We start from the raw sequence: 20142 nt of genomic DNA, 5'->3' as shown, positions 1-20142 counted from the left end.
GTCCGTCAGCTCCTCACGAGGGTCGCGGCGGCGGGCGCCGGGGCCGGCGTGCGCTCGGCGAGCGGCACGACGGGCGGCAGCGCCTCCGGCCGCTCGCCGAGGAACACCCGCCGTACGACCCGCTCGGCCGCCCGCCCGTCGTCGAACTGGCAGAACCGCTCCCGGAAGACGGCCCGCAGGACGTCGGCCTTCAGGTCCGCGTACGACCCGTCACGGAACAGGTCCGCCAACTCCCGCTCGGTACGCGCCACATGACCGGGCGGTGTGGTCGGCAGGTCGAAGCAGACGCCCCGGGTCTCCCGGTAGACCTCCCAGTCGTCCGCGAGGATCACGATCGGCCGGTCGAGGTGGGCGTAGTCGAACATCAGGGACGAGTAGTCGGTGATCAGCGCGTCGGCGGCGAGGCAGACGTCCTCGGTGGAGCGGTGCGCACCGACATCGATGATCCGGCCGTCGCTCCCGCGGGAGGTTCCGTCGCCGGAGAACCCGTCGCCGGAGAACCCGTCGGAGAAGTGGTGCGCCCGCAGCAGCACCACGAACTCCTCGCCCACCGCCTCGCAGAAGGCCGCCAGGTCGAGCCGGGGGCCGTGGCCGGTGGCGTGGTCGCGGTGGGTGGGGGCGTAGAGGACGGCCTTCCTGCCCTCGGGAACACCCAGTTCGCGCCGGGCGCGCGCCACGTCCTCGGCCGTCGCCGTGTAGTAGACGTCGTTGCGCGGACAGCCGTACTCCAGCTGCTCGTACCGGCCCGGGAAGGCCCGCTCCCAGGTCTCGGTGGAGTGCCGGTTGGTGGAGAGGCAGAAGTCCCAGCGGTCCACGCGCCCGAGGAGGTCCGTGAAGCGGCCGGACGCGGCGGCCGCCACCGGGTACGGGGACCGGCGCACGCCCCTCGTCGTCAGCGGGGTGCCGTGCTGGGTCTGGAGGTGCACGGTGCCGCGACGCTTGACGACCGCGTCCGCGAAGTCGGCGTCGAAGTCGGCGTTGTGGACCAGGTACTTGGCGCGGGCGAGAACCCGCCAGGAGCGCCGGCTGCCGATGACGGCGTACTCGACGTCCGACGGGAGACGGTCCACCGCGTCGGGCTCGACCAGGAACACCGAGCGGAGCCACGGGGCGAGCTCACGGGCCTTCGCGTGGAGGGCGGCGGGGTCGCGGCCGACGCCACGGCCCCGGTACGCGCAGTACACGGCGAGGTTCCTGTCCAGCGGGAGGACGCGCTGGGCGGCGTACAGGGCGCGGGTCAGGGGCGCACGGGGGCGGGGCAGCGCCGCCAGGGCTCCGGCCACCGCCCGGTGGGCGGCGCACAGGACCCGGAACCCGGCGTACGAGCCGGTCGCGAGCAGCCGGTGCTGGACGCCGAGGCTGCCGGTGGGCGGGCGGAAGCCGGCCGGGTGGTGGAGGCGGTAGAGGTGCGTGGCGCGGCGGAAGAACGCGCGGCGGTGGTGGGCGGGCAGCCGCTCCGGGTGGGCGAGGCTCCGCAGCACGACCGCGAACAGCTGCGCGAACAACGCCTCCGACAGCCTTTGTCCGGCCGCGGCCCTGGCGAGTACCAGCTCCACCTGGTCGAGGAGTTCGAGCTGGTGGTCGCCGGGCGCGTCCAGCCGGCTGCCCCGCCGGCGCAGCAGATGGCGTACGCAGACCGTGTCCCGCAGCTCGGCCGTACGGTCGGCGGCGAGCGCGACCAGCCCGCTCCAGCCGAGGTCGGTGAAATGGCCGATGGGGAACATGAGTTGGCGCTCGCCGAGGAAGTCCCGGCGGTAGGCCGCGCTCCACGCCGGGGTGTCCGGACCGGTCGGGCGCACGACGGTCGTACCGCCCTCCCACCAGTGCGCGCGTTCGTGCGCGAAGTACAGGACGTCGGGGTCGCCTGTCCCGCCCAGCCGGTCCGCGATCGCCTGCAGCGCGCCCGGCGCGAGCGTGTCGTCCCCGTCCAGGAACAGGACGTACGTCCCGTGCGCCGCGGCCAGTCCCGCGTTGCGGGCGGCGCTCAGCCCGCCCGAGGGCGACGACTGGACGGGGGTCACCCGGGTGTCCCTGGTGGCGTACGCGGCGCTGACCGCCCCGGCCGGTGAGTCCGCCGCCGCCTCATGCACCGGAATCAGCTCGAAGTCACCGAACGGCTGACCGAGAACCGACTCCAGAGCGAGCGACAGGCGCCCTTCGACACCGTACGTGGGGACGATGATGCTGAAGCGGGGCATTCTTGCCTTTCGGGTTCGGTGCGTGGGGCGCGTGGTTCGGCTGGGGGCGGGTGGGGGGCTGGAACGAATGCACGGGGCGCAGCCCCTGCTCTTCAGGGGCGCGGGGAACCGCGCGAGCAACCACGACGAACCCGCACCTGGGGGTCGAAGGGGCGCAGCCCCTGGAGGGGATGGGACGGGTAGGGGCGGCGGGGGCGACTGAAAACGCTGAAAACCGTTACGCGCGCAGGGAGTCGTCCGCACCCGGCTGGGCCTGGCCCGGGACCGTCGCCAGCGGCGACGACGGCCGGGCCGCGGCGGCGGACGGAACGGGGTGGCGCCCGGACAGCGGGACGAAGCCGACCGGCGCGGTGTCACCCAGCACGACCCGCCGCACCACCCGCTCCGCCGCCCGCCCGTCGTCGTACGGACAGAACCGGTCACGGAACGCGGACCGCAACTGCGCCGACCGCGACCCCCGCCAGTGCCCCGTGGCGAAGATGTCGATCAGCTCGTCCTCGCTGCGCGCGACGGCGCCCGGCGGGAAGGACCGCAGATCGAAGTACGTGCCACGCGCCGCCTCGTACGCCTCCCAGTCCTCGGAGTGGATGACGATGGGCCGGTCGAGGTTGGCGTAGTCGAACATCAGGGACGAGTAGTCCGTGACCAGGGCGTCCGAGGCGAGGCACAGGTTCTCCACGCTCGGATGGCCGGTGACGTCCAGCAGGCGGCCGTGCGCCAGGTCGGTCAGCGGGGAGTCGTACGCGTGGTGGGCGCGGGCCAGGATGACGAAGCGCGGCCCGAGCTTGCGCAGCACCCGCTCCAGGTCGAGGTGTGCGCGCTGCGAGTGGCGGTAGTCGCGGTGCGTGGGGGCGTACAGGACGGCGACCGAGCCCTCGGGGATGCCGAGGTGTTCGCGCACCCGGGCCACGTCCGCCGAATTCGCCCTCAGAAAGACGTCGTTGCGCGGTGAGCCGTGTTCGAGGGTCGTGTACGGGGACGGGTAGACGCGTTCCCAGACGAGGGTGGAGTGACGGTTTCCGGACAGGACGTAGTCCCACTGGTCGCTGCCGCGCAGCACGGCCGCGAAGTCGGTGCCGCGGGCCGCCGCCGGCCGGTCCTGGAGGTCGAGGCCCATGTGCTTGAGCGGTGTGCCGTGCTGGGTCTGGAGCAGAACCTGACCGGTCCGTTTGACCAGGCGCCGGTCGAAGTCCACGTTGTTCACCAGGTACTTGGAGCGGGCGAGCGCCGTCCAGTACGCCAGCGAGCCGGGGAGCACCCGCCGGGTCGCCACCGGGAGAGTGTGGTGGTGCTCCGGGCGCGCGACCCACGAGGTGCGCATCCCGGGGACATACGTACGGAACGCGTTCTCCAGCGCGGCCGGGCTGCACACATAGCCGCGGCCCCCGTACGCCGCGAACACCGCCCGGTCGGCACGCAGCGGGAGGAGGCGCTGGACGCGGTAGTGGAGGCGCAGCCCGGCGGCGCGGAAGAGGCCGGCCAGGTCCCGCACCAGGCGTCCGGCGCCCCGGCCCAGCCGCGCCCCGGCCCACAGCACGCGGTGGACGCGCGGGCTGCCGATCCGCAGGAGCGCGTGCCGGAGCCGGGCGCGGGCGCGGACGGGGGTGCCCGGGGTGCGGTAGCGGGCGCAGTACGCGCGGACCGTGCGCAGGAACTCGGCGCGCGCCTCGCGCGGCAGCCGGTGGCGCCGGGAGAACACGGAGGTGAGGTGGCCGACCATGTGCCGGAACAGCACCGGACGCCACTGCGCCAGCTCCGGCCGCTCGTCGACGTACGCGAACACCCGGTCGTACTGCTCGAACACGTCGAAGTGACCGCGTGTGGTCGCCCCGAGCAGGCTGCCGTGCCGGCGGCGCCGGTGGTGGACGCAGACCCGGTCGAGGGTGGCGACGGACGCGGCGGCCATCAGGACCGGGTACGTCCAGGCCGTGTCCTCGTAGATGCCGGGCGGGAAGCGGAAGTCGTGGTCCTCGACGAACTCCCGTTTGTACGCCTTGTTCCACACCACCGGGCGGACGCCGAGCAGGCCCGGGCGGTCGTCGAGGCGGAAGGGGGCCGGGCCCTGCTCGGTGAGCTGGAGCGCGCGCTCGTCGCGGACCGGCTCGCCCGACCAGGAGGTTCGCGCGAAGTCGTGGACGAGGACGTCCGGTTCGCCGGTCTCCTTGACGCGGTCGGCGATCGCCTGGAGCGCGCCCGGCGTGAACGTGTCGTCGCCGTCGAGGAAGAGGAGGTAGTCCCCCCTCGCGTACTCCATTCCCTTGTTGCGGGCGGCACCCGGCCCCGCGTTCTCCCGCAGGCGCACGGTTCGCCGTACACGGGGATCACGGGCCGCGATCTCGTCGGCGATCGACCCGCAGCCGTCGGGGGAGGCGTCGTCGACGACGATCAGTTCGAGGTCGGTGAAGGACTGGGACAGCACGGAATCCAGGCATTCGTGCAAGTACGCCTGAACCTTGTACGCGGGAACGATGACACTGAACCTGGGCAAGGAGGACATCCATGGGTCGGCGCGGGCATACTGCCCGGAAACGGCCGATGGGATGATTTGGTTACGCGGTGTGTTCCATACGGGGGATATCCACGGGGCCTGGGGGCGCACGGGTGAACTCGTGGGCGTGCGGGGTTTGTTCACGCGGTTGGGCTCCGCCGGGGTGGGGGCGCCCAGTAGCTCGGGGGGCCGGGGTGTCGGGCGGGTGCAGGTGCGTGGGGGCTGGTCGCGCAGTTCCCCGCGCCCCTAAAGACCAGGCCCCTGCGGGCCTGAAGACCACGGCCTCGTGGGCCTGAAGAGCGACGGGTCTGCGGGCCGAAAAGCACGGGGCGTAGCCCCGGCTTTTCAGGGGCGCGGGGAACTGCGCGACCAGCCCCCACGCACCCGCACCCGCCACTACACCCCCAACTCCCGAGCTATGAGGCGCCCTTGCTCCTACTTCACCGCCCCCGCCATCACCCCCGACACGAACTGCCTCTGGAACGCGAAGAACACGGCGAGCGGGATCACCATCGAGATGAACGCGCCCGGCGCCAGGATCTCGATGTTGCTGCCGAACTGCCTTACCTGCTGCTGGAGCGCGACCGTCAGCGGCTGGGAGTCGGAGCTGGAGAAGACCAGCGCGACCAGCATGTCGTTCCACACCCACAGGAACTGGAAGATCCCCAGTGACGCCAACGCTGGTGCGGCCAGCGGCAGTACGACCGTCGTGAACAGCCGTATCTCGCCCGCCCCGTCCAGCCGCGCCGCCTCCAGCAGTTCACGCGGGATCTCCGCGAAGAAGTTGCGCAACAGGAAGATCGCGAACGGCAGTCCGAAGCCGACGTGGAAGAGGACGACGCCGATGATGTCGCCGAAGATCCCGAGGTCCCGGAAGAGCCCGGACAGCGGGATCAGCGCCACCTGCACCGGCACGACCAACAGCCCCACCACGACCATGAACCACCAGTCGCGGCCCTTGAAGTCCAGCCAGGCGAAGGCGTATCCGGCCATCGCGCCGATCAGGACGACCAGCAGGGTCGCCGGCACCGTGATCCAGATGGTGTTGACGAGGGCGTGGGTGACGTCGTCGTTCTCCAGCAGCGACCGGTAGCTCTTGGTGGTGAGTTGGGCCGGAGCCGAGAACACCTTCCACCACCCGGAGGCGGAGATGTCGGTCGGGTCGCGGAACGACGAGACCAACAGCCCGAAGGTGGGCACCAGCCAGAACAGCGCCACAAGCAGCAGGAACACACGCAGTGCGCCGCCCGCCGCGCCGCTCGCGAGCCGGGCGGCGACGGAGCGCTTGGCGCGTACGGGCTCCTCGCGCGCCGGAGTCCCCGGCGCGGGGGCCGGCGCGGGGGTTTCGAGAGCGGTCACCGCTGGCGCTCCTTCCTGAGGCGCCGGATGTTGACCCACATCACCGGCAGCACGAGCAGCAGCAGGACCACACCGATCGCGCTGCCGAGACCGAAGTCGCCCCCGCCGCCGTACGACACCAAGTAGAGCTGCAGGGCGAGGACGTTGGCTTCGTCCTGGGTGGGCTGGGGCGCGATGATGTAGACGAGGTCGAACACCTTCATCACGTTGATCATCAGCGTGACGAGGACGACGACCAGGACCGGCGCGAGGAGCGGCACGGTGACCTTGCGGAACACCTGCCACTCGTTCGCCCCGTCCACCCGGGCCGCTTCGAGCAGGTTGCGGTCCACCCCGGCCAGCCCCGCCGCGATCAGCACCATCGCGAAGCCCGCCCACATCCAGACGTACGAGCCGATGACGGCCGGGGTGACGAGGGTCGGGCCGAGCCAGTCGATGCCGTTGTAGGGCGCCGCGAAGTTCGAGCCGGGCAGCTTGAGTTGGGCCCCGTCGGCCGACTTGGGCAGGCTGAACGTGCCGTCGGAGCCGCTGGTCGCGGTGGCGACGACCTTCCCGTCCTTCACCGCCTCGACCTTGACCCCCTCCAGCGCCTTCTCGCCCGGGTCGACGGCCCCCTTCTCGCCACCGCCACCGAGCCGGAAGTCCAGCCAGACGGTGCCGGTGACGTCGTCGCCGGTGGCGGCCTTCGCGTCCCGCGCGTCGCCGGGCAGCCGGTTGGGAGCGATGCCGACGAGGGGAAGGAGCGCCGGGGTGCCCGCCCGTACGGTCCCCTCCGTGGTGAACGACCCGCCGCCGGACGCCTTCAGGTCGCTCACCTGGGCGTTGGGCCGGGCCTTCGGGTACACGGACTCGTCGACGAAGACGTCGTGCACGGACGTGACGACCGCGTTGGCGACGCCCTGGTCCGGATCCTGCTCGTACACCAGCCGGAAGATGATGCCCGCGGCCAGCATCGAGATCGCCATCGGCATGAAGACGATCAGCTTGAACGCCGTTCCCCAGCGCACCCGTTCGGTCAGCACCGCGAAGATCAGACCGAGCGCGGTGACGAGCGCCGGGGCCACCGCGACCCAGATCGCGGTGTTGCGTACGGCGACGAGGGTGGAGTCGTCGGAGAAGATCTCCGCGTAGTTGTCCAGGCCGACGAAGCCCGAGCCGTCCGCGTCGAACAGGCTCCGCCAGACCGAGTACCCGATCGGGTAGACCACGAGCGCGCCGAGCAGCACCAGCGCGGGCAGCAGAAACAGCACCGCCACCCACAGCCGCGTACCCGTCACGCTCTTGCGCGGTGCGGCGGGGGGTGCCGGAGTCGCACCGGCGCCCCCCGCCGTCTTCGTCACGGCAGACGACATGGGTCGCCGTCAGCCGTTCCCGTAGGCCTTCGCCGCGTCGGTCTCCAGCTGCTTCTGGGCACCGGCCACGTCGTCGGGGCTCTTCAGGAAGTCCTGCAGGTCCTTCCACTCACCCACGCCCTGCGTGCCGCCGAACGCCGCCGGGGCCTGGTCGGACATGTCGAAGCGGAAGTCGTCGCCCGCCGCGAGCAGTGCCTTGGCGATCTCCCGGGTGACGTCGTCCTTGTAACTGCCGTCGTCCATCTCCTTGTTGGGGGAGAGGAAGCCGCCCTGTGCCGCCCAGATCTCCGCCGCGTCGGTCGAGGCGAGGAAGGTGAGCAGCGCCTGTGCGCCCTTGCCGTCCTTCAGCGCCACGGCCGCGTCGCCGCCGGTGACCACGGGGGAGTCGTCGCCGACCGCCGGGAACGGGAACACCTTGGCGTCCGTGCCGATCTTCGCGTCCGTGTCACCGTTGATGGTGACGGCCACGAAGTCGCCCTCGAACACCATCCCCGCCGGGGTCTCGCCACCGAAGGTCTGCGTGATCGACTTCGGATACTCGGTCTGGAGCGCGCCGGAGGCGCCGCCCGCGATCAGGTCGTTCTTGCCCCACAGCTCGGCGAGCGTGGTGAGGGCCTCCTCGACCGACGGATCCGTCCACTTGATCTCGTGCTTGGCGAGCTGGTCGTACTTCTCCGGGCCCGCCTGAGAGAGATAGACGTTCTCGAACCAGTCGGTGAGCGTCCAGCCGTCCGCGCCGCCGATCGACACGGCGGGGGAGCCGGCGTCGGAGAGCGTCTGGGCGGTCTGGATGAACTCGGCCCACGTCTTGGGTTCTTCGGTGATACCGGCCGCCTCGAAGGCCGCGGTGTTGTACCAGACGAGGGACTTGTTGGCGGCCTTCGCGTACACGCCGTACTGCTTGCCCTCGTACGCGCCCAGGTCCTTCCAGCCGTCCGAGAAGTTCTTGTCCAGCTGTGCCTGGGCCTCGCTGCCGAGCGGTTTCACCCAGCCCTTCTCGGCGAACTGGTGCAACACGCCGACCTGCGGCAGGAACGCCACGTCCGGCGGCTTGCCGCCCTCGATCTTCGTACCGAGGAACGTGGAGGTGTTGTTGCCGGTCGGCACGAAGGTCACCGAGGCGCCGGTGCGTTTCTCGAACTCGTCCAGCACCTTCTGGAAGTTGTCCAGCTCCGGGCCGGTGAAGACCGCCGCGACCTCCAGTTTCTGGCCGTCCAGCTTGGGGAGTTGGACGGTGGCCTCGCTGCCGCCGTCGTTGCCGGTGTCACCGTCGCCGCCGTCGTCGTCACCGCCGCACGCGGTGAGGGAGAGGGCGAGGACGCCTGCGGCGAGGGCCGCGAGGGCTTTTGACGTGGGTGGATGGGTGTGCCCGCGGTGGGGATGGTTCTTGCGGGTACGAAGAATGCGACGAATGCGGTGGATGTTGCGCATCACTGACCCCGTTCTCCGTGCGTCGTCGAACGTAGAGCGCTGTCCCGTGGGCTCTGGTCTACGCCGGGTGCCCGGGGGCGGCAAGAGCGCCTGCGGTGTCAACTCCTTGATCGTGACCGCGTCGTGACCATGGGGGTGGGTGACGGGCGCTCAATCGCCGTGAGGTGATGCGTCGTTGACGGGCTGTCGGCCCACCGTGGTCGCTCGCGCGGTTCCCCGCGCCCCTCAAGGGCGCGGCTGTTGCCCGGCGGCGCTGACACTTCCTGCCCCGGTCAGCGCCTTCGACCCCCGGCCGCCCCCGGCGCCGGGGGCCCTCACAGCAGGGACGGTACGCCCGTCGCCGAGACCTCCCGTGCCGCGCGGTCCAGCGCACTGGCCAGCAGGGCCAGGTCCGTGGGGCCGTTCCCCAGTTCCCGGACGGGGCGCCGGGCCGGCGGATCGCCCATCCGCGCCCAGTCGATCGGTACGACGGTCGGGCGGAGGGTCGCGGTGCGCGGGATGCGGCCCGTGACACGGCCCGCCTGGAAGGCGGTCGTGCGGCCCCCCTCGCCCAGCAACTCGCCCCGGCCCGGCGCGGGTTCGTCCGGCCCCGGCACCGGTGCGCTCAGGACGACACGGCCGCCGGCCGCCCGCCCCAGCTCACTCTCGCCCGCCCGTCCGCCCACGCCGGTCGTGGCGACGAGATGCACGCCGAGGCGCTCACCCTCCCGGGCCACCGCCTCCAGGGCCCGGACGACCGACCCCGCCGCCGGCCGCCCCGTGGACCCCAACGGGGGTGACAGCAGCGCGTCGAGGTCGTCGACGATGACGACGAGCCGGGGGAGTTCCGTGGCGGGGTTCCGCCCCGCCGCGCCCCTGCCGCCCTGGTCGGTGTTCCTGCGGCTCGCCGCCGGCCGCAGCCGAAGCGTGGAACTGGACGACGAGTCGAGATCGGCGGCCCCGGCCGAGCCCCCTGCCGACGCGCCGGGCGTGGCCGTCCCGGACCTCGCCGCCCCCGACGTCGCCGAGCGCTGCGGGACGATACGGCCCGAGACCTCACGCCGCGTGTGCCACTCCACGAAACCGAGCCCGCCGAGCAACTCGAACCGGCGCTTCAGCTCGGCGATCAAGGACTGGGCGAACTCCCGCATACGGACGGGGTCGTTGGCCGTGAGATGCGTACCGACATGGGGCAGGTCGGTACAGGCCCCCAGCCCCTCCCCGGCCCGCCCGCCGCCGGCACCGGAGCCGGCACCGCCGTCCCGACCGTCCACGAGGGCGATGCCCAGCCGGTCGGGCCGCTCGGCGGCGGCCAGCGACGCGGCGACGGCCCGCAGCAACTCCGTACGACCGCTGCCGGCAGGCCCCTCGATCAGCAGATGGGGGCCCTCGGCGACGAGGTCCACGGAGACCGGCCCGCGCGGCCCCGCGCCGAGCACGGCCCAGGCCCGCCCGCCGAGCGCCGTCGCGTCGTCGGTCGCGTCCGCCCACCGCGCCATCAAGGACGCCGGGGTGGCCCGCGCCAGCCCCAACTCGTCCAGCAGCCGCGCCGACTGCGGCAGCGGCGCCGACACCCGCGCCTGCCGGTCCCCGGCCGTCCCGTCCGTCCGCAGCGGCGCCAGCGCCCGCGCGAACCGCTCCGCCCACGCCGCCGACACCGCGTCCAGCGTGGCCACCGTGCCGTGGTTCAGCAGTCCGGGGGCGTCGTTCGGGTCGAGCGGGGCGAGGTCCCGGGTGCCGGGACGCGTCCGCTCGTCGGCAGCGGAGAGCGCGCGCCCCCCGAGGTCGATGTGGGTGTGCGTACGGCTCACCGAGGCGTGGTCCGCCGGAGCGGACCGGTGGACGCGGCCGGAACGGTCGGAGTGATCGGGGCGGGGGCGGCCCGACGGGGTGTCGGGGGCCGTACCGCGCGCGTGGTCGGCGGACGCGGGGGGCGCGGAGCGCGTGGTCCCCGTCCGGCCGGGCCCGGCCGGACCCGCCGCCCCGGAACCGCTCCCCGCGCCGAACCCGGCGGAGGCGACCCGCAGCAGCCGTAGCGCCGTGGCGACGTCACCGCTGAGCAGGGCGACCGCCCCGCACGCGCGGAACGCGGGCGAGGCCTCGCAGGCCGCCGTGTACGTCTCCGTCACCGGGGAGGCGGGCGACGCGGACTCCGTCTCGGCGAGGCACACGACATGGATCCCGGCGCGGGGGCCTTCCTGCGCCAGCCGCACCACGGCCTCGCGCACATCGGCGCCGCCGGGGTCCCCGTCCACGATCACCACCGTGTACGGCCCCGCGAAGCCACCGTCCGCCGGTTCGTCCTCCCGGGCCCACGACGGCCGCCGCACGGCCCGCCGCCCGGAGCCACCGTCCGCTCCGTCGCCCGTCCCACCGCGATCGGTGCCGCGACCCGCGAGGTCTCCGGCCCCGGCGCCCGCTCCGGTCGTACGCCCGGTCGTGTGGTCCGTCGGCCCCCCGGGCCGGTGGTTCGTCGGCTCGCCGGGCCGATCGCCCGTCGCGGCGTCGTGGCGGTTACCGGACGGCTTCGGTGCCCCGGCCGCCGCCGCACGGCCGCCGCCCTCGCCCGCCGTGCTCCCGGGCGCGTGCCCCGCCGTGTCCGCCGCGTGGTCCTCCAGACGGCGGAGCAGCTCGTCCAGACGTGCCGTCGTCTGCTCACGGTCGTAGGCGAGGAGAAGGCGGCAGTCCTGGCCGTGGGCCGGGCGGAGATGGGGGAGCCAGCCGAGCCAGGACCAGTCGGCGGTGCGCTGCTCGGCGGAGCGGGAGCGGTCTGCGCTGATCAGGACCAGTTCCAGGGTGTCGGGGGAGTGCAGCGCGGCGAGCTGGGCGACGACCGCGCGGGTCAGCCCCATCAGCCGGGGGCGCGGCCCGGCCAGCCCCAGCGCGCCGACCTCCCGCAGCCCGGTGGTCACCGGCACCGCCGGCAACAGCCCCGATCCGTCCGGCGCCGCCCGGTCGGCCGTACCCAGCCGCACCGTCAGCGCCTCCGGGTGCCCCGGCCCCCGCTCCCACAGCCGGGCGCCCGGTCCGAGCGCGGTGAGCAGCAGCGCGGCGGGGTCCGGCCACGTCTCCGGCAGGCGCTTCCCGCCCGGGAGCACCGAGGCCATCGCCCCGCGCTCGTCCTCGTCGTACTCCGCGTCGTACTCGTACGGGTCGTACTCCGCCTCCGCCTGCCCCCGCCCCCCGGCCAGCCTCCGCGCCCAGGCCCCGAACCCACCCCGTTTGCGCACCCCACGCGGCACCTCCGTCCCCCGGAGGGGAGTGCCCTTACGGGTGCCGGACTCGGCCGGACCGCCGACGTCCCCGGAATCCTCCGGCCCAGGGGCCCCACGGAAGCCTTCCGGGCCGCCGGCACCCCGGGAGCCGCTGGCTCCACCGGGCTCACCGGCGCGGTCCGGTCCACCGGAGCCGCCGTGCCCGCCGGACGTGCGCGTATCAAGGGCGTCGCGGGAATCACCGGGCCCGTACGGATCACCGGCCGCGCTCGGGTCGCCGACGCGGCCATGGGCTTCCGCCCCGCGCCCGCCCGTCGCCCCCATGTGAGGTCCCTCGTGCGGCCTCCGGTCGGCACCGGACACGGCCCCCCGCCCCGTACCGGCCGTGGGGGACCCCGCTCGTCCCGCCGTCCGCTCGATCCCGGGCACCCCGCCCTGCCCCGGCACCGTCCGCCGCTCGGCACGACCGTGCCCCGGATCCTCGGCCCCGTGCCCCGCCGCACCCCCGCGAGACCCTCTCCCGGAGCCGGAGCCGGAGCCGGAGCCGGAGCCGGAGCCCCGCTGAGCCTCCGCCCCCGAACGGGAACCCCCATCGGCCCCCACACCTGTGCCGGCGTCGGAACCGCCGCCCGCGGAGCCCGAAGCCCCGCCACCGGAGCCCGGGCCCCTGCCCGCGGAACCCGAACCGTCGGCCGTCGAGCCGAAGCCGGTACCACCCCCGGGGGCCCCCGCCCCCACCGTCACCCGGACGTGGCCCTCCCCGTCGGGCGTCGTCCCTATGCCCCGCGCCCCGGACGACGAGGCCAGACGGAGGGCGGACTCGCCGATGCGGAGGAGGGCACCCGGGGCGAGGCGGACCGGGCGGTCGCCCACGCGGGTGCCGTCGAGGGTGGTGCCGTTGGTGGAGCCGAGGTCGACGACGGAGACGCGGCCGTCGGCGGAGAGGGTGACGGCGCAGTGGAGACGGGAGACGTCCGGGTCGTCGAGGGGGACGTCGGCGTCGGCGGAGCGGCCGATGTGGATCTTGCCGCCGTGCAGCAGGTGGACGCCGCCGGCGTCGGGACCGGCCACGACATGGAGCTGCGCGGCGGCCTCGTCGACCTCGGGGCCCGGCTCGGAGGGGGCGCCCAGGGAGAGCACCGCGCCGTCGATGAGGGGCGGCTCGCCGAGGGTGCAGCGCTGGGCGTCGAGGCGCTCGGCGCCGGCGTACAGCACGACCTGCCCGCCGCCGACCTCCCGACTGCGCTCCAGCCGCTCCGCACCGCCCTCGCCGACGGCGGAGGCGAGGCCCGAGGCCACGGCGGCCAGCGCCGTCCCGGCGGGCGCCGTGACCAGCACGTCGCAGGCCGTGGCTCGTCCTCGCGGCTCAGAGGGCGGTCCCAGCGGGTCTACGACGGTCAGCCGGATCTGCATCGCCGTCAGCGGTCCCTTCCGCGCGGGCACCCGCGACGACGAGGACGAGACTGCGCGGTCCCCACCGCAGACTTCCCCCACCGCTCACGGGCACGTCGGCCAGTACTGGAGGCATCCTCGCACCTGCCACTGACAACACGCCCGTCGCCCACCGTCAAGTGATCTTGATTGGTCGGCTCTGCCCCCAAAAGTGCCTGACCAGTGCCCGCCAGTTGATCACTTGAGATCGGTCACGTCCGCCTCGCGTCCGCATTCGGGATCGGTCGCGTCCGCATCAGGGACGGGGCACGCCCGTATCCGGAACCCCGTACGTCCGTGTCCGGCAACCAACCGCCCACGGGTGAGCGTCTTTCCATCGAACGCACACGGGTACCCGTACGTACTCGCGGACACGGACACCGACAGGCAGCACACAGCAAGTCGGACCAAGTCACAGCAAAGCGGGCGGGAAGAGTCAGGAAGAGGACAGCCCGGTACCGAGGACGGCCGCACTACAGTGGGTCGGAACGTCCGCGGAACTCCAGGGCGTGACCAGGCAAGCAAGCAACAGGGAGCGCATGACGTGCGGCCGGTAGGGAGCAAGTACCTCCTTGAGGAGCCGATTGGACGCGGCGCCACAGGCACCGTCTGGCGCGCCCGCCAGCGGGAGACCGCGGGGGCCGAGGCGGCGGTGCCCGGGCACCCCGGCGAGACCGTGGCGATCAAGGTCCTCAAGGAGGAGCTCGCGAGCGACGCGGACATCGTGATGCGGTTCCTGCGGGAGCGCTCCGTGCTGCTCCGGCTCACCCATCCGAACGTCGTGCGGGTGCGGGACCTCGTGGTCGAGGGTGATCTGCTGGCGCTGGTCATGGACCTGGTCGAGGGCCCCGACCTGCACCGCTACCTCCGCGAGAACGGTCCCTTCACGCCCGTCGGCGCGTCCCTGCTCACCGCGCAGATCGCCGACGCGCTCGCCGCCAGCCACGCCGACGGCGTCGTCCACCGCGACCTGAAGCCCGCCAACGTGCTGCTCAAGCAGGACGGCGGCCAGATGCACCCGATGCTGACCGACTTCGGCATCGCCCGCCTCGCCGACTCCCCGGGGCTGACCCGGACCAGCGAGTTCGTCGGCACGCCCGCGTACGTCGCCCCCGAGTCCGCCGAGGGCCAGCCGCAGACCTCCGCCGTCGACATCTACGGCGCCGGCATCCTGATGTACGAACTGGTCACCGGGCGCCCGCCGTTCAACGGCCAGTCCGCGCTCGAAGTCCTGCACCAGCACCTCAGCGCCGAGCCGCGCCGCCCGTCCACCGTCCCCGACCCGCTGTGGACGGTCATCGAGCGCTGCCTGCGCAAGAACCCGCGCGAGCGGCCCAGCGCCGTCAACCTCGCCCGCGCGCTCCGCATCGTCGCCGAGGGCGTCGGTGTGCACGCGAACTCCATGCAGATCGCCGCCGCCGAGGGCGTGGGCCACATCCTCGCCCCCGACCCGGCGCCCGCGCAGGTGCCGGGCGCCCCCGAGCCGTTCGGCTCCGCCGACCCGACGCAGGTGCTGCCGCACGGCGCCGGTTCGTACGACCCGAACGGCGCGACCAGCGTGCTCCCGCACACCTCGGGCCCCGCGGGCTCGGGCGACCCCACGACCGTGCTCCCGCACACGTCCGGCGCCGACCCGACCTCCGTCATGCCGCCGGTGCCGCCGCACGACCCGGGCGGGCAGCAGCCCGAGCAGCCCCACCCCTGGCAGAACCAGCTCCGCGCGGCCCGCGACCGCAACGAGCAGACCCAGGTCCAGTACCTCGACCCCAGCGAGGACCCGCTGCGCCGCCGCCCCCAGCGGCAGGCGGGCCGCCCGCAGCAGCCCCAGCAGCCTCCGCAGCAGCCGCCGCGCAGGCAGCAGCGCCCGCCGCAGGGCGGCCCCGGCCAGGGGTACGGCCACCCGCAGCAGCAACAGCCGTACGCCCCGGCGCCCCCGCCGCCGCAGCAGCCTCAGCGTCGGCAGCCGCAGCGGCACGCGCCGGCGCCGCAGCCCCAGCAGCCCGCGCCCCGGCCCCAGCGTGAGCCCCGGCCGCCGCGCGAGCCGCGTCAGCGCAGCGCCAACCCGATGCGGATCCCGGGCCTCGGCTGCCTCAAGGGCTGCCTCTTCATGATCGTCCTCTTCCTTGTCGGAGGCTGGCTGATCTGGGAGTTCACACCCCTCCAGGGGTGGATCGGCACTGGCCAGAGCTGGTGGGGCCAGCTCACGGACTGGGTCGGCGACGTGGGCAAGTGGGTCCGCGAACTGGACAACGGCACGGGCCGGTGACGCGGGCCCGGGGGTCGAGCCCCGGGCAATGACCCGCGCCTGATCCGACGTCGACCCCGACCCCGACCCCGACCCCGCCTGGACCTCGGCTTCGGCTTCGGCGACGGTTGTGAGCGGCTGTGGGCGCTCTTCCCCGCGCCCGTGAAGGGGCACAGTCACCCACGGCCTTGGCATGCCCGCGTGGTGCGGTTGGTGGTGTCTCGTCGCCGGGGTTGGGGATTTGTCGATATCTGAGGGGTGATTTCCGCCTCGGCGGTGAAGGTTGGGGCCCGGGGCGCGTAGCTTTGTCGCCAACACGCGGCCTGTAGGAGCAGTCTTGGGACGGAAGATCGGAAGCCGGTACACCGCGAACCAGATTCTGGGGCGGGGCAGCGCCGGCACGGTGTGGCTGGGTGAGGGCCCGGAGGGCCCCGTCGCCATCAAGCTGCTGCGCGAGGACCTCTCGTCCGACCAGGAACTCGTCAGCCGTTTCGTCCAGGAGCGCACCGCGCTGCTGGGCCTCGACCACCCGAACGTGGTCTCCGTACGCGACCTCGTCGTCGACGGCAACGACCTCGCCCTCGTCATGGACCTCGTCCGGGGCACGGACCTGCGCACCCGTCTGGACCGGGAGCGGCGCATGGCCCCCGAGGCCGCGGTCGCCATAGTGGCCGACATCGCCGACGGCCTGGCGGCGGCGCACGCGGCCGGGGTCGTCCACCGGGACGTGAAGCCGGAGAACGTGCTGCTGGACATGCAGGGCCCGCTGGGCCCGGGCGGCGCGCACCCGGCACTCCTGACCGACTTCGGTGTCGCCAAGCTGATCGATTCCCCTCGCCGCACCCGCGCCACGAAGATCATCGGTACGCCGGACTATCTCGCCCCCGAGATCGTCGAGGGCCTGCCGCCCCGTGCGGCCGTGGACATCTACGCCCTCGCGACCGTGCTGTACGAGCTGCTGGCCGGGTTCACGCCGTTCGGCGGCGGGCACCCCGGCGCCGTGCTGCGCCGCCACGTCACCGAGACCGTCGTCCCGCTGCCCGGCATCCCCGAGGAGCTGTGGCAGCTGCTCGTGCAGTGCCTCGCCAAGGCGCCGGCCTCGCGGTTGCGGGCGTCCGAGCTGGCGGCGCGGTTGCGGGAACAGCTGCCGTTGCTGGCGGGGATGCCGCCGCTGGACGTCGACGAGCCCGGGACGGAGTCCGGGGACGAGTACGAGGAGGCGCCCGCCGAGGCGGAGGCGCCGCGGGAGCGGGTGCGGCGGGGGGCGGTGCCGCTGGTGCCGGGGGCCAAGCCGGACTCCAACCGGGACACGCACACGTCGATGCGGGTGCCGGGGCCGGACGAGCTGGCGGGGGGCGCGCGGGGGACGGCGCGGGTGCCCCGGGCGGCGGGAGCGCCTCGGCCGGGGTCCGCGCGGAACCGGGGGAGTGCGGTTCGGCGGCGGCGGATCACGTTGGGCGCGGCGGCGGTGGCGTTGATCGCTGCGGTGGGGATGGGGGCGTGGGCGGCGACGTCCGGGGACGAGGACGGCGGGGCGCCGTCCGACACGAAGAATTCGGCCCCTGGGAACCCTTGAGTGCTTCGGGCGCCTCATAGCTCGGGCGGTGCGGTTCGTTGGCGGGTGCGGGTTCGGTGGGGGCTGGTCGCGCAGTTCCCCGCGCCCCTAAAAGCCCAGGCCCCTGCGGGCCTGGAAAGTCCGCGGCCCTGCGGCCCTGGAAAGTCCACGGCCCTGCGGCCGCCCTGGAAAGTCCACGACCCTGCGGGCCTGAAAGACCAGGCCCTGCGGCCCTGGAAGGCGACGGGCCTTCGGGCCGGAAGTAAGCCGGAAGCAAGCCGAAAGCAAGCCGGAAGCAATGGGGCGCAGCCCCTGCTTTTCAGGGGCGCGGGGAACTGCGCGATCAGCCCCCACTCACCCGCAGTCGACGAACCCACCCGGCGGGAGCCCCGGGGCAAGGGCCCGGCGGGGGCGCACCCCGCATGGCTCGCCCGGCGGAGCCGTTAGGCTGGGGGCGTGGCAGTCGTCGATGTATCCGAAGAGCTGAAGTCCCTCTCCTCGACCATGGAGTCGATCGAGGCCGTTTTGGACCTCGACAAGCTGAGGGCAGACGTCGCCGTGCTCGAGGAGCAGGCAGCCGCGCCGTCCCTGTGGGACAACCCGGACGAGGCGCAGAAGATCACCAGCAAGCTCTCCCACCTCCAGGCCGAGATCCGGAAGGCGGAGGCGCTGCGCGGTCGCATCGACGACCTCGGTGTGCTCTTCGAGATGGCCGAGGAGGAGGACGACCCGGACACCCGCGCGGAGGCCGAGTCGGAGCTGGCCTCCGTCCGGAAGGCGCTGGACGAGATGGAGGTTCGCACGCTCCTGTCCGGCGAGTACGACTCCCGCGAGGCCCTCGTCAACATCCGCGCCGAGGCCGGCGGCGTCGACGCCGCCGACTTCGCCGAGAAGCTGCAGCGGATGTACCTGCGCTGGGCGGAGCAGAAGGGCTACAAGACCGAGGTCTACGAGACCTCGTACGCGGAGGAGGCGGGCATCAAGTCCACCACCTTCGCCGTCCAGGTGCCGTACGCCTACGGCACGCTCTCCGTCGAGCAGGGCACGCACCGGCTCGTCCGTATCTCGCCCTTCGACAACCAGGGGCGGCGCCAGACCTCCTTCGCCGGTGTCGAGATCCTGCCCGTGGTCGAGACGACGGACCACATCGAGATCGACGAGTCCGAGCTGCGGGTGGACGTCTACCGGTCGTCCGGGCCCGGCGGCCAGGGCGTCAACACCACCGACTCCGCGGTCCGGCTCACCCACCTCCCCACGGGCATCGTCGTCTCCTGTCAGAACGAGCGGTCGCAGATCCAGAACAAGGCGTCCGCGATGAACGTCCTCCAGGCGAAGCTCCTCGACCGGCGCCGGCAGGAGGAGCAGGCCAAGATGGATGCGCTCAAGGGCGACGGCGGCAACTCCTGGGGCAACCAGATGCGTTCGTACGTCCTGCACCCGTACCAGATGGTCAAGGACCTCCGCACCGACCACGAAGTCGGCAACCCCGAGGCCGTGTTCAATGGCGAGATCGATGGCTTCCTGGAGGCCGGAATTCGCTGGCGCAAGCAGCAGGAGAAGTAGGGCGGCCGAATTCAGCGCTTTGTCGACAAGGCAACTGCCTTCCAGTGGAAGACAGTTGCCTTGTCTGTGTGGGGATGTCTGGGTCTTACGTCACACTCACATGTCGTTGCCGAGGTCAAATGCGGTGAACGGGACATCGCGTACGCAACGACCTTGACGTTGCTGCGAAAACTGGGAAGGCTGGCGTGTGGCATGCGCATTACCGGGGTGCATGTGAACCGGGGGACTTCGAATCAACCGACTGCTCCCGTCGATCGCGGTCCCGGGCGCTCTGCTCCATTTACTGATGAGCTACTGGGGGTAGCAGCCATATGACGAAGAAGACGCGGATCCGCGTGGCGCGAATAGCCGCGGGGGCCGTGATCGCCGCAGGCGCCTCACTGACCGCCGCGGGTGCCGCTTCGGCGCTGGACCTCGGTGTCGGCGTGGGTGTCAGCACCGACGACGGTGGTTCGGTCGAAGCCGGTGTCTCGGTCCAGACCGGCAACGACACCGAGGGCAACACCATCATCGGTGCGACGACCGGCACCACGGGTACGACTGGTACCACGGGTACGTCCGGCGACACGGGTACCACCGGCACGACTGGTACCACGGGTACGACTGGTACCACGGGTACGTCCGGCGACACGGGTACGACTGGCACCACGGGTACCACCGGCACGACTGGTACCACCGGTACGACGGGCACGACTGGCACCACGGGCACGACTGGCACCACGGGTACGACTGGCACCACGGGTACCACCGGCACGACTGGTACCACGGGCACGACCGGCACGACTGGTACCACCGGCACCACGGGCACGACCGGTACGACTGGTACCACGGGCACCACCGGCGGCAACAGCTCGACCGGTGGCAACAGCTCCACCGGTGGCAACAGCTCCACCGGCGGCAACAGCTCGACCGGTGGCGACGACTCCACCGGCGGTGACGACTCCACCGGCGGCTCCACCGACGGCGGCTCCACCTCCGGTGGCACCGACCCCGACGGCGGCAACGACGAGGTCGTCCAGCAGGAGGGCTCCTCGGCCCTCACGGACACCGGCTCGGAGACCGAGGCTCAGGGCGCCGGCAGCGGCGAGCTGGCCGAGACGGGTGCCGCCGAGACCACGTTCCTGCTGGTCGGCGCCGCCACGATGATCGCCGGCGGGATCGGCTTCCGTCTGCTGCCGCGCCTCATGGTCGGCCGCGGCGCCGCCGCCTGACCGCTCGCGGTCAGGCACAGCCACACATGAGTACGCGAGGCCCGGGGCAGCCAGCCCCGGGCCTCGTCGTATGTCCTGCCGTATGTCCTGCCGTGTGTCCTGTGCCGGCGGGCGT

At 73.0% G+C, this 20142-nt stretch carries 10 protein-coding genes; 4 read left to right on the top strand and 6 right to left on the bottom strand.

What is annotated here, in order from left to right; all coding sequences use genetic code 11:
* Positions 1-5: 5 nt before the first annotated feature.
* The 6 genes from OG272_RS19400 to OG272_RS19375 form a co-directional block, all read right to left on the bottom strand.
* Complete coding sequence (locus OG272_RS19400; RefSeq protein WP_327729447.1) at positions 6-2198, bottom strand: CDP-glycerol glycerophosphotransferase family protein; 2193 nt, start codon at positions 2196-2198, stop codon at positions 6-8.
* 217 nt (positions 2199-2415) lie between these two features.
* Positions 2416-4695 (bottom strand): CDP-glycerol glycerophosphotransferase family protein, encoded by a 2280-nt coding sequence (locus OG272_RS19395; RefSeq protein WP_405894210.1) that lies wholly within the window; start codon positions 4693-4695, stop codon positions 2416-2418.
* A 426-nt stretch (positions 4696-5121) separates the two neighbouring features.
* Positions 5122-6045, bottom strand: coding sequence for a carbohydrate ABC transporter permease (locus OG272_RS19390; RefSeq protein ID WP_405894209.1), 924 nt, complete (start codon positions 6043-6045; stop codon positions 5122-5124).
* Positions 6042-7397, bottom strand: coding sequence for a carbohydrate ABC transporter permease (locus OG272_RS19385; RefSeq protein ID WP_405894207.1), 1356 nt, complete (start codon positions 7395-7397; stop codon positions 6042-6044). The genes OG272_RS19390 and OG272_RS19385 overlap by 4 nt, the downstream gene beginning before the upstream one ends.
* A gap of 9 nt (positions 7398-7406) precedes the next feature.
* Complete coding sequence (locus OG272_RS19380) at positions 7407-8828, bottom strand: ABC transporter substrate-binding protein (protein WP_405894205.1); 1422 nt, start codon at positions 8826-8828, stop codon at positions 7407-7409.
* Between the two features lie 314 nt (positions 8829-9142).
* Complete coding sequence (locus tag OG272_RS19375) at positions 9143-13435, bottom strand: FHA domain-containing protein (RefSeq protein ID WP_405896038.1); 4293 nt, start codon at positions 13433-13435, stop codon at positions 9143-9145.
* A 562-nt stretch (positions 13436-13997) separates the two neighbouring features.
* Here OG272_RS19375 and OG272_RS19370 point away from each other — a divergent pair.
* The 4 genes from OG272_RS19370 (at position 13998) to OG272_RS19355 (ending at position 20027) form a co-directional block, all read left to right on the top strand.
* Positions 13998-15719 (top strand): protein kinase domain-containing protein, encoded by a 1722-nt coding sequence (locus tag OG272_RS19370; RefSeq protein ID WP_326582398.1) that lies wholly within the window; start codon positions 13998-14000, stop codon positions 15717-15719.
* Positions 15720-16035: 316 nt separating this feature from the next.
* A complete protein-coding gene (locus tag OG272_RS19365) occupies positions 16036-17274 on the top strand; it encodes a serine/threonine-protein kinase (RefSeq protein ID WP_326582399.1) in 1239 nt (412 codons plus the stop codon).
* Positions 17275-17709: 435 nt separating this feature from the next.
* Positions 17710-18816: a peptide chain release factor 2 gene (gene prfB / locus OG272_RS19360; RefSeq protein WP_326582400.1), complete on the top strand. Its 1107-nt coding sequence runs from the start codon at positions 17710-17712 to the stop codon at positions 18814-18816.
* A 311-nt stretch (positions 18817-19127) separates the two neighbouring features.
* On the top strand, positions 19128-20027 hold the full coding sequence (locus tag OG272_RS19355; protein WP_405894202.1) for a hypothetical protein: 900 nt from the start codon (positions 19128-19130) through the stop codon (positions 20025-20027).
* Positions 20028-20142: the final 115 nt, after the last annotated feature.

It is taken from the genome of Streptomyces sp. NBC_00104, assembly GCF_045160825.1.
In the GTDB taxonomy this organism is placed as follows: Bacteria; Actinomycetota; Actinomycetes; order Streptomycetales; family Streptomycetaceae; genus Streptomyces.
This window is presented reverse-complemented; position numbering and strand designations above follow the sequence as displayed.

Excerpts from the sequence above, each read along its gene's own strand:
- OG272_RS19375 (WP_405896038.1), bottom strand. The coding sequence starts at position 13,435 with ATGCAGATCCGGCTGACCGTCGTAGACCCGCTGGGACCGCCCTCTGAG.
- OG272_RS19355 (WP_405894202.1), top strand. The coding sequence starts at position 19,128 with ATGACGAAGAAGACGCGGATCCGCGTGGCGCGAATAGCCGCGGGGGCC.
- OG272_RS19385 (WP_405894207.1), bottom strand. The coding sequence starts at position 7,397 with ATGTCGTCTGCCGTGACGAAGACGGCGGGGGGCGCCGGTGCGACTCCG.
- OG272_RS19380 (WP_405894205.1), bottom strand. The coding sequence starts at position 8,828 with ATGCGCAACATCCACCGCATTCGTCGCATTCTTCGTACCCGCAAGAAC.
- OG272_RS19400 (WP_327729447.1), bottom strand. The coding sequence starts at position 2,198 with ATGCCCCGCTTCAGCATCATCGTCCCCACGTACGGTGTCGAAGGGCGC.
- OG272_RS19395 (WP_405894210.1), bottom strand. The coding sequence starts at position 4,695 with ATGTCCTCCTTGCCCAGGTTCAGTGTCATCGTTCCCGCGTACAAGGTT.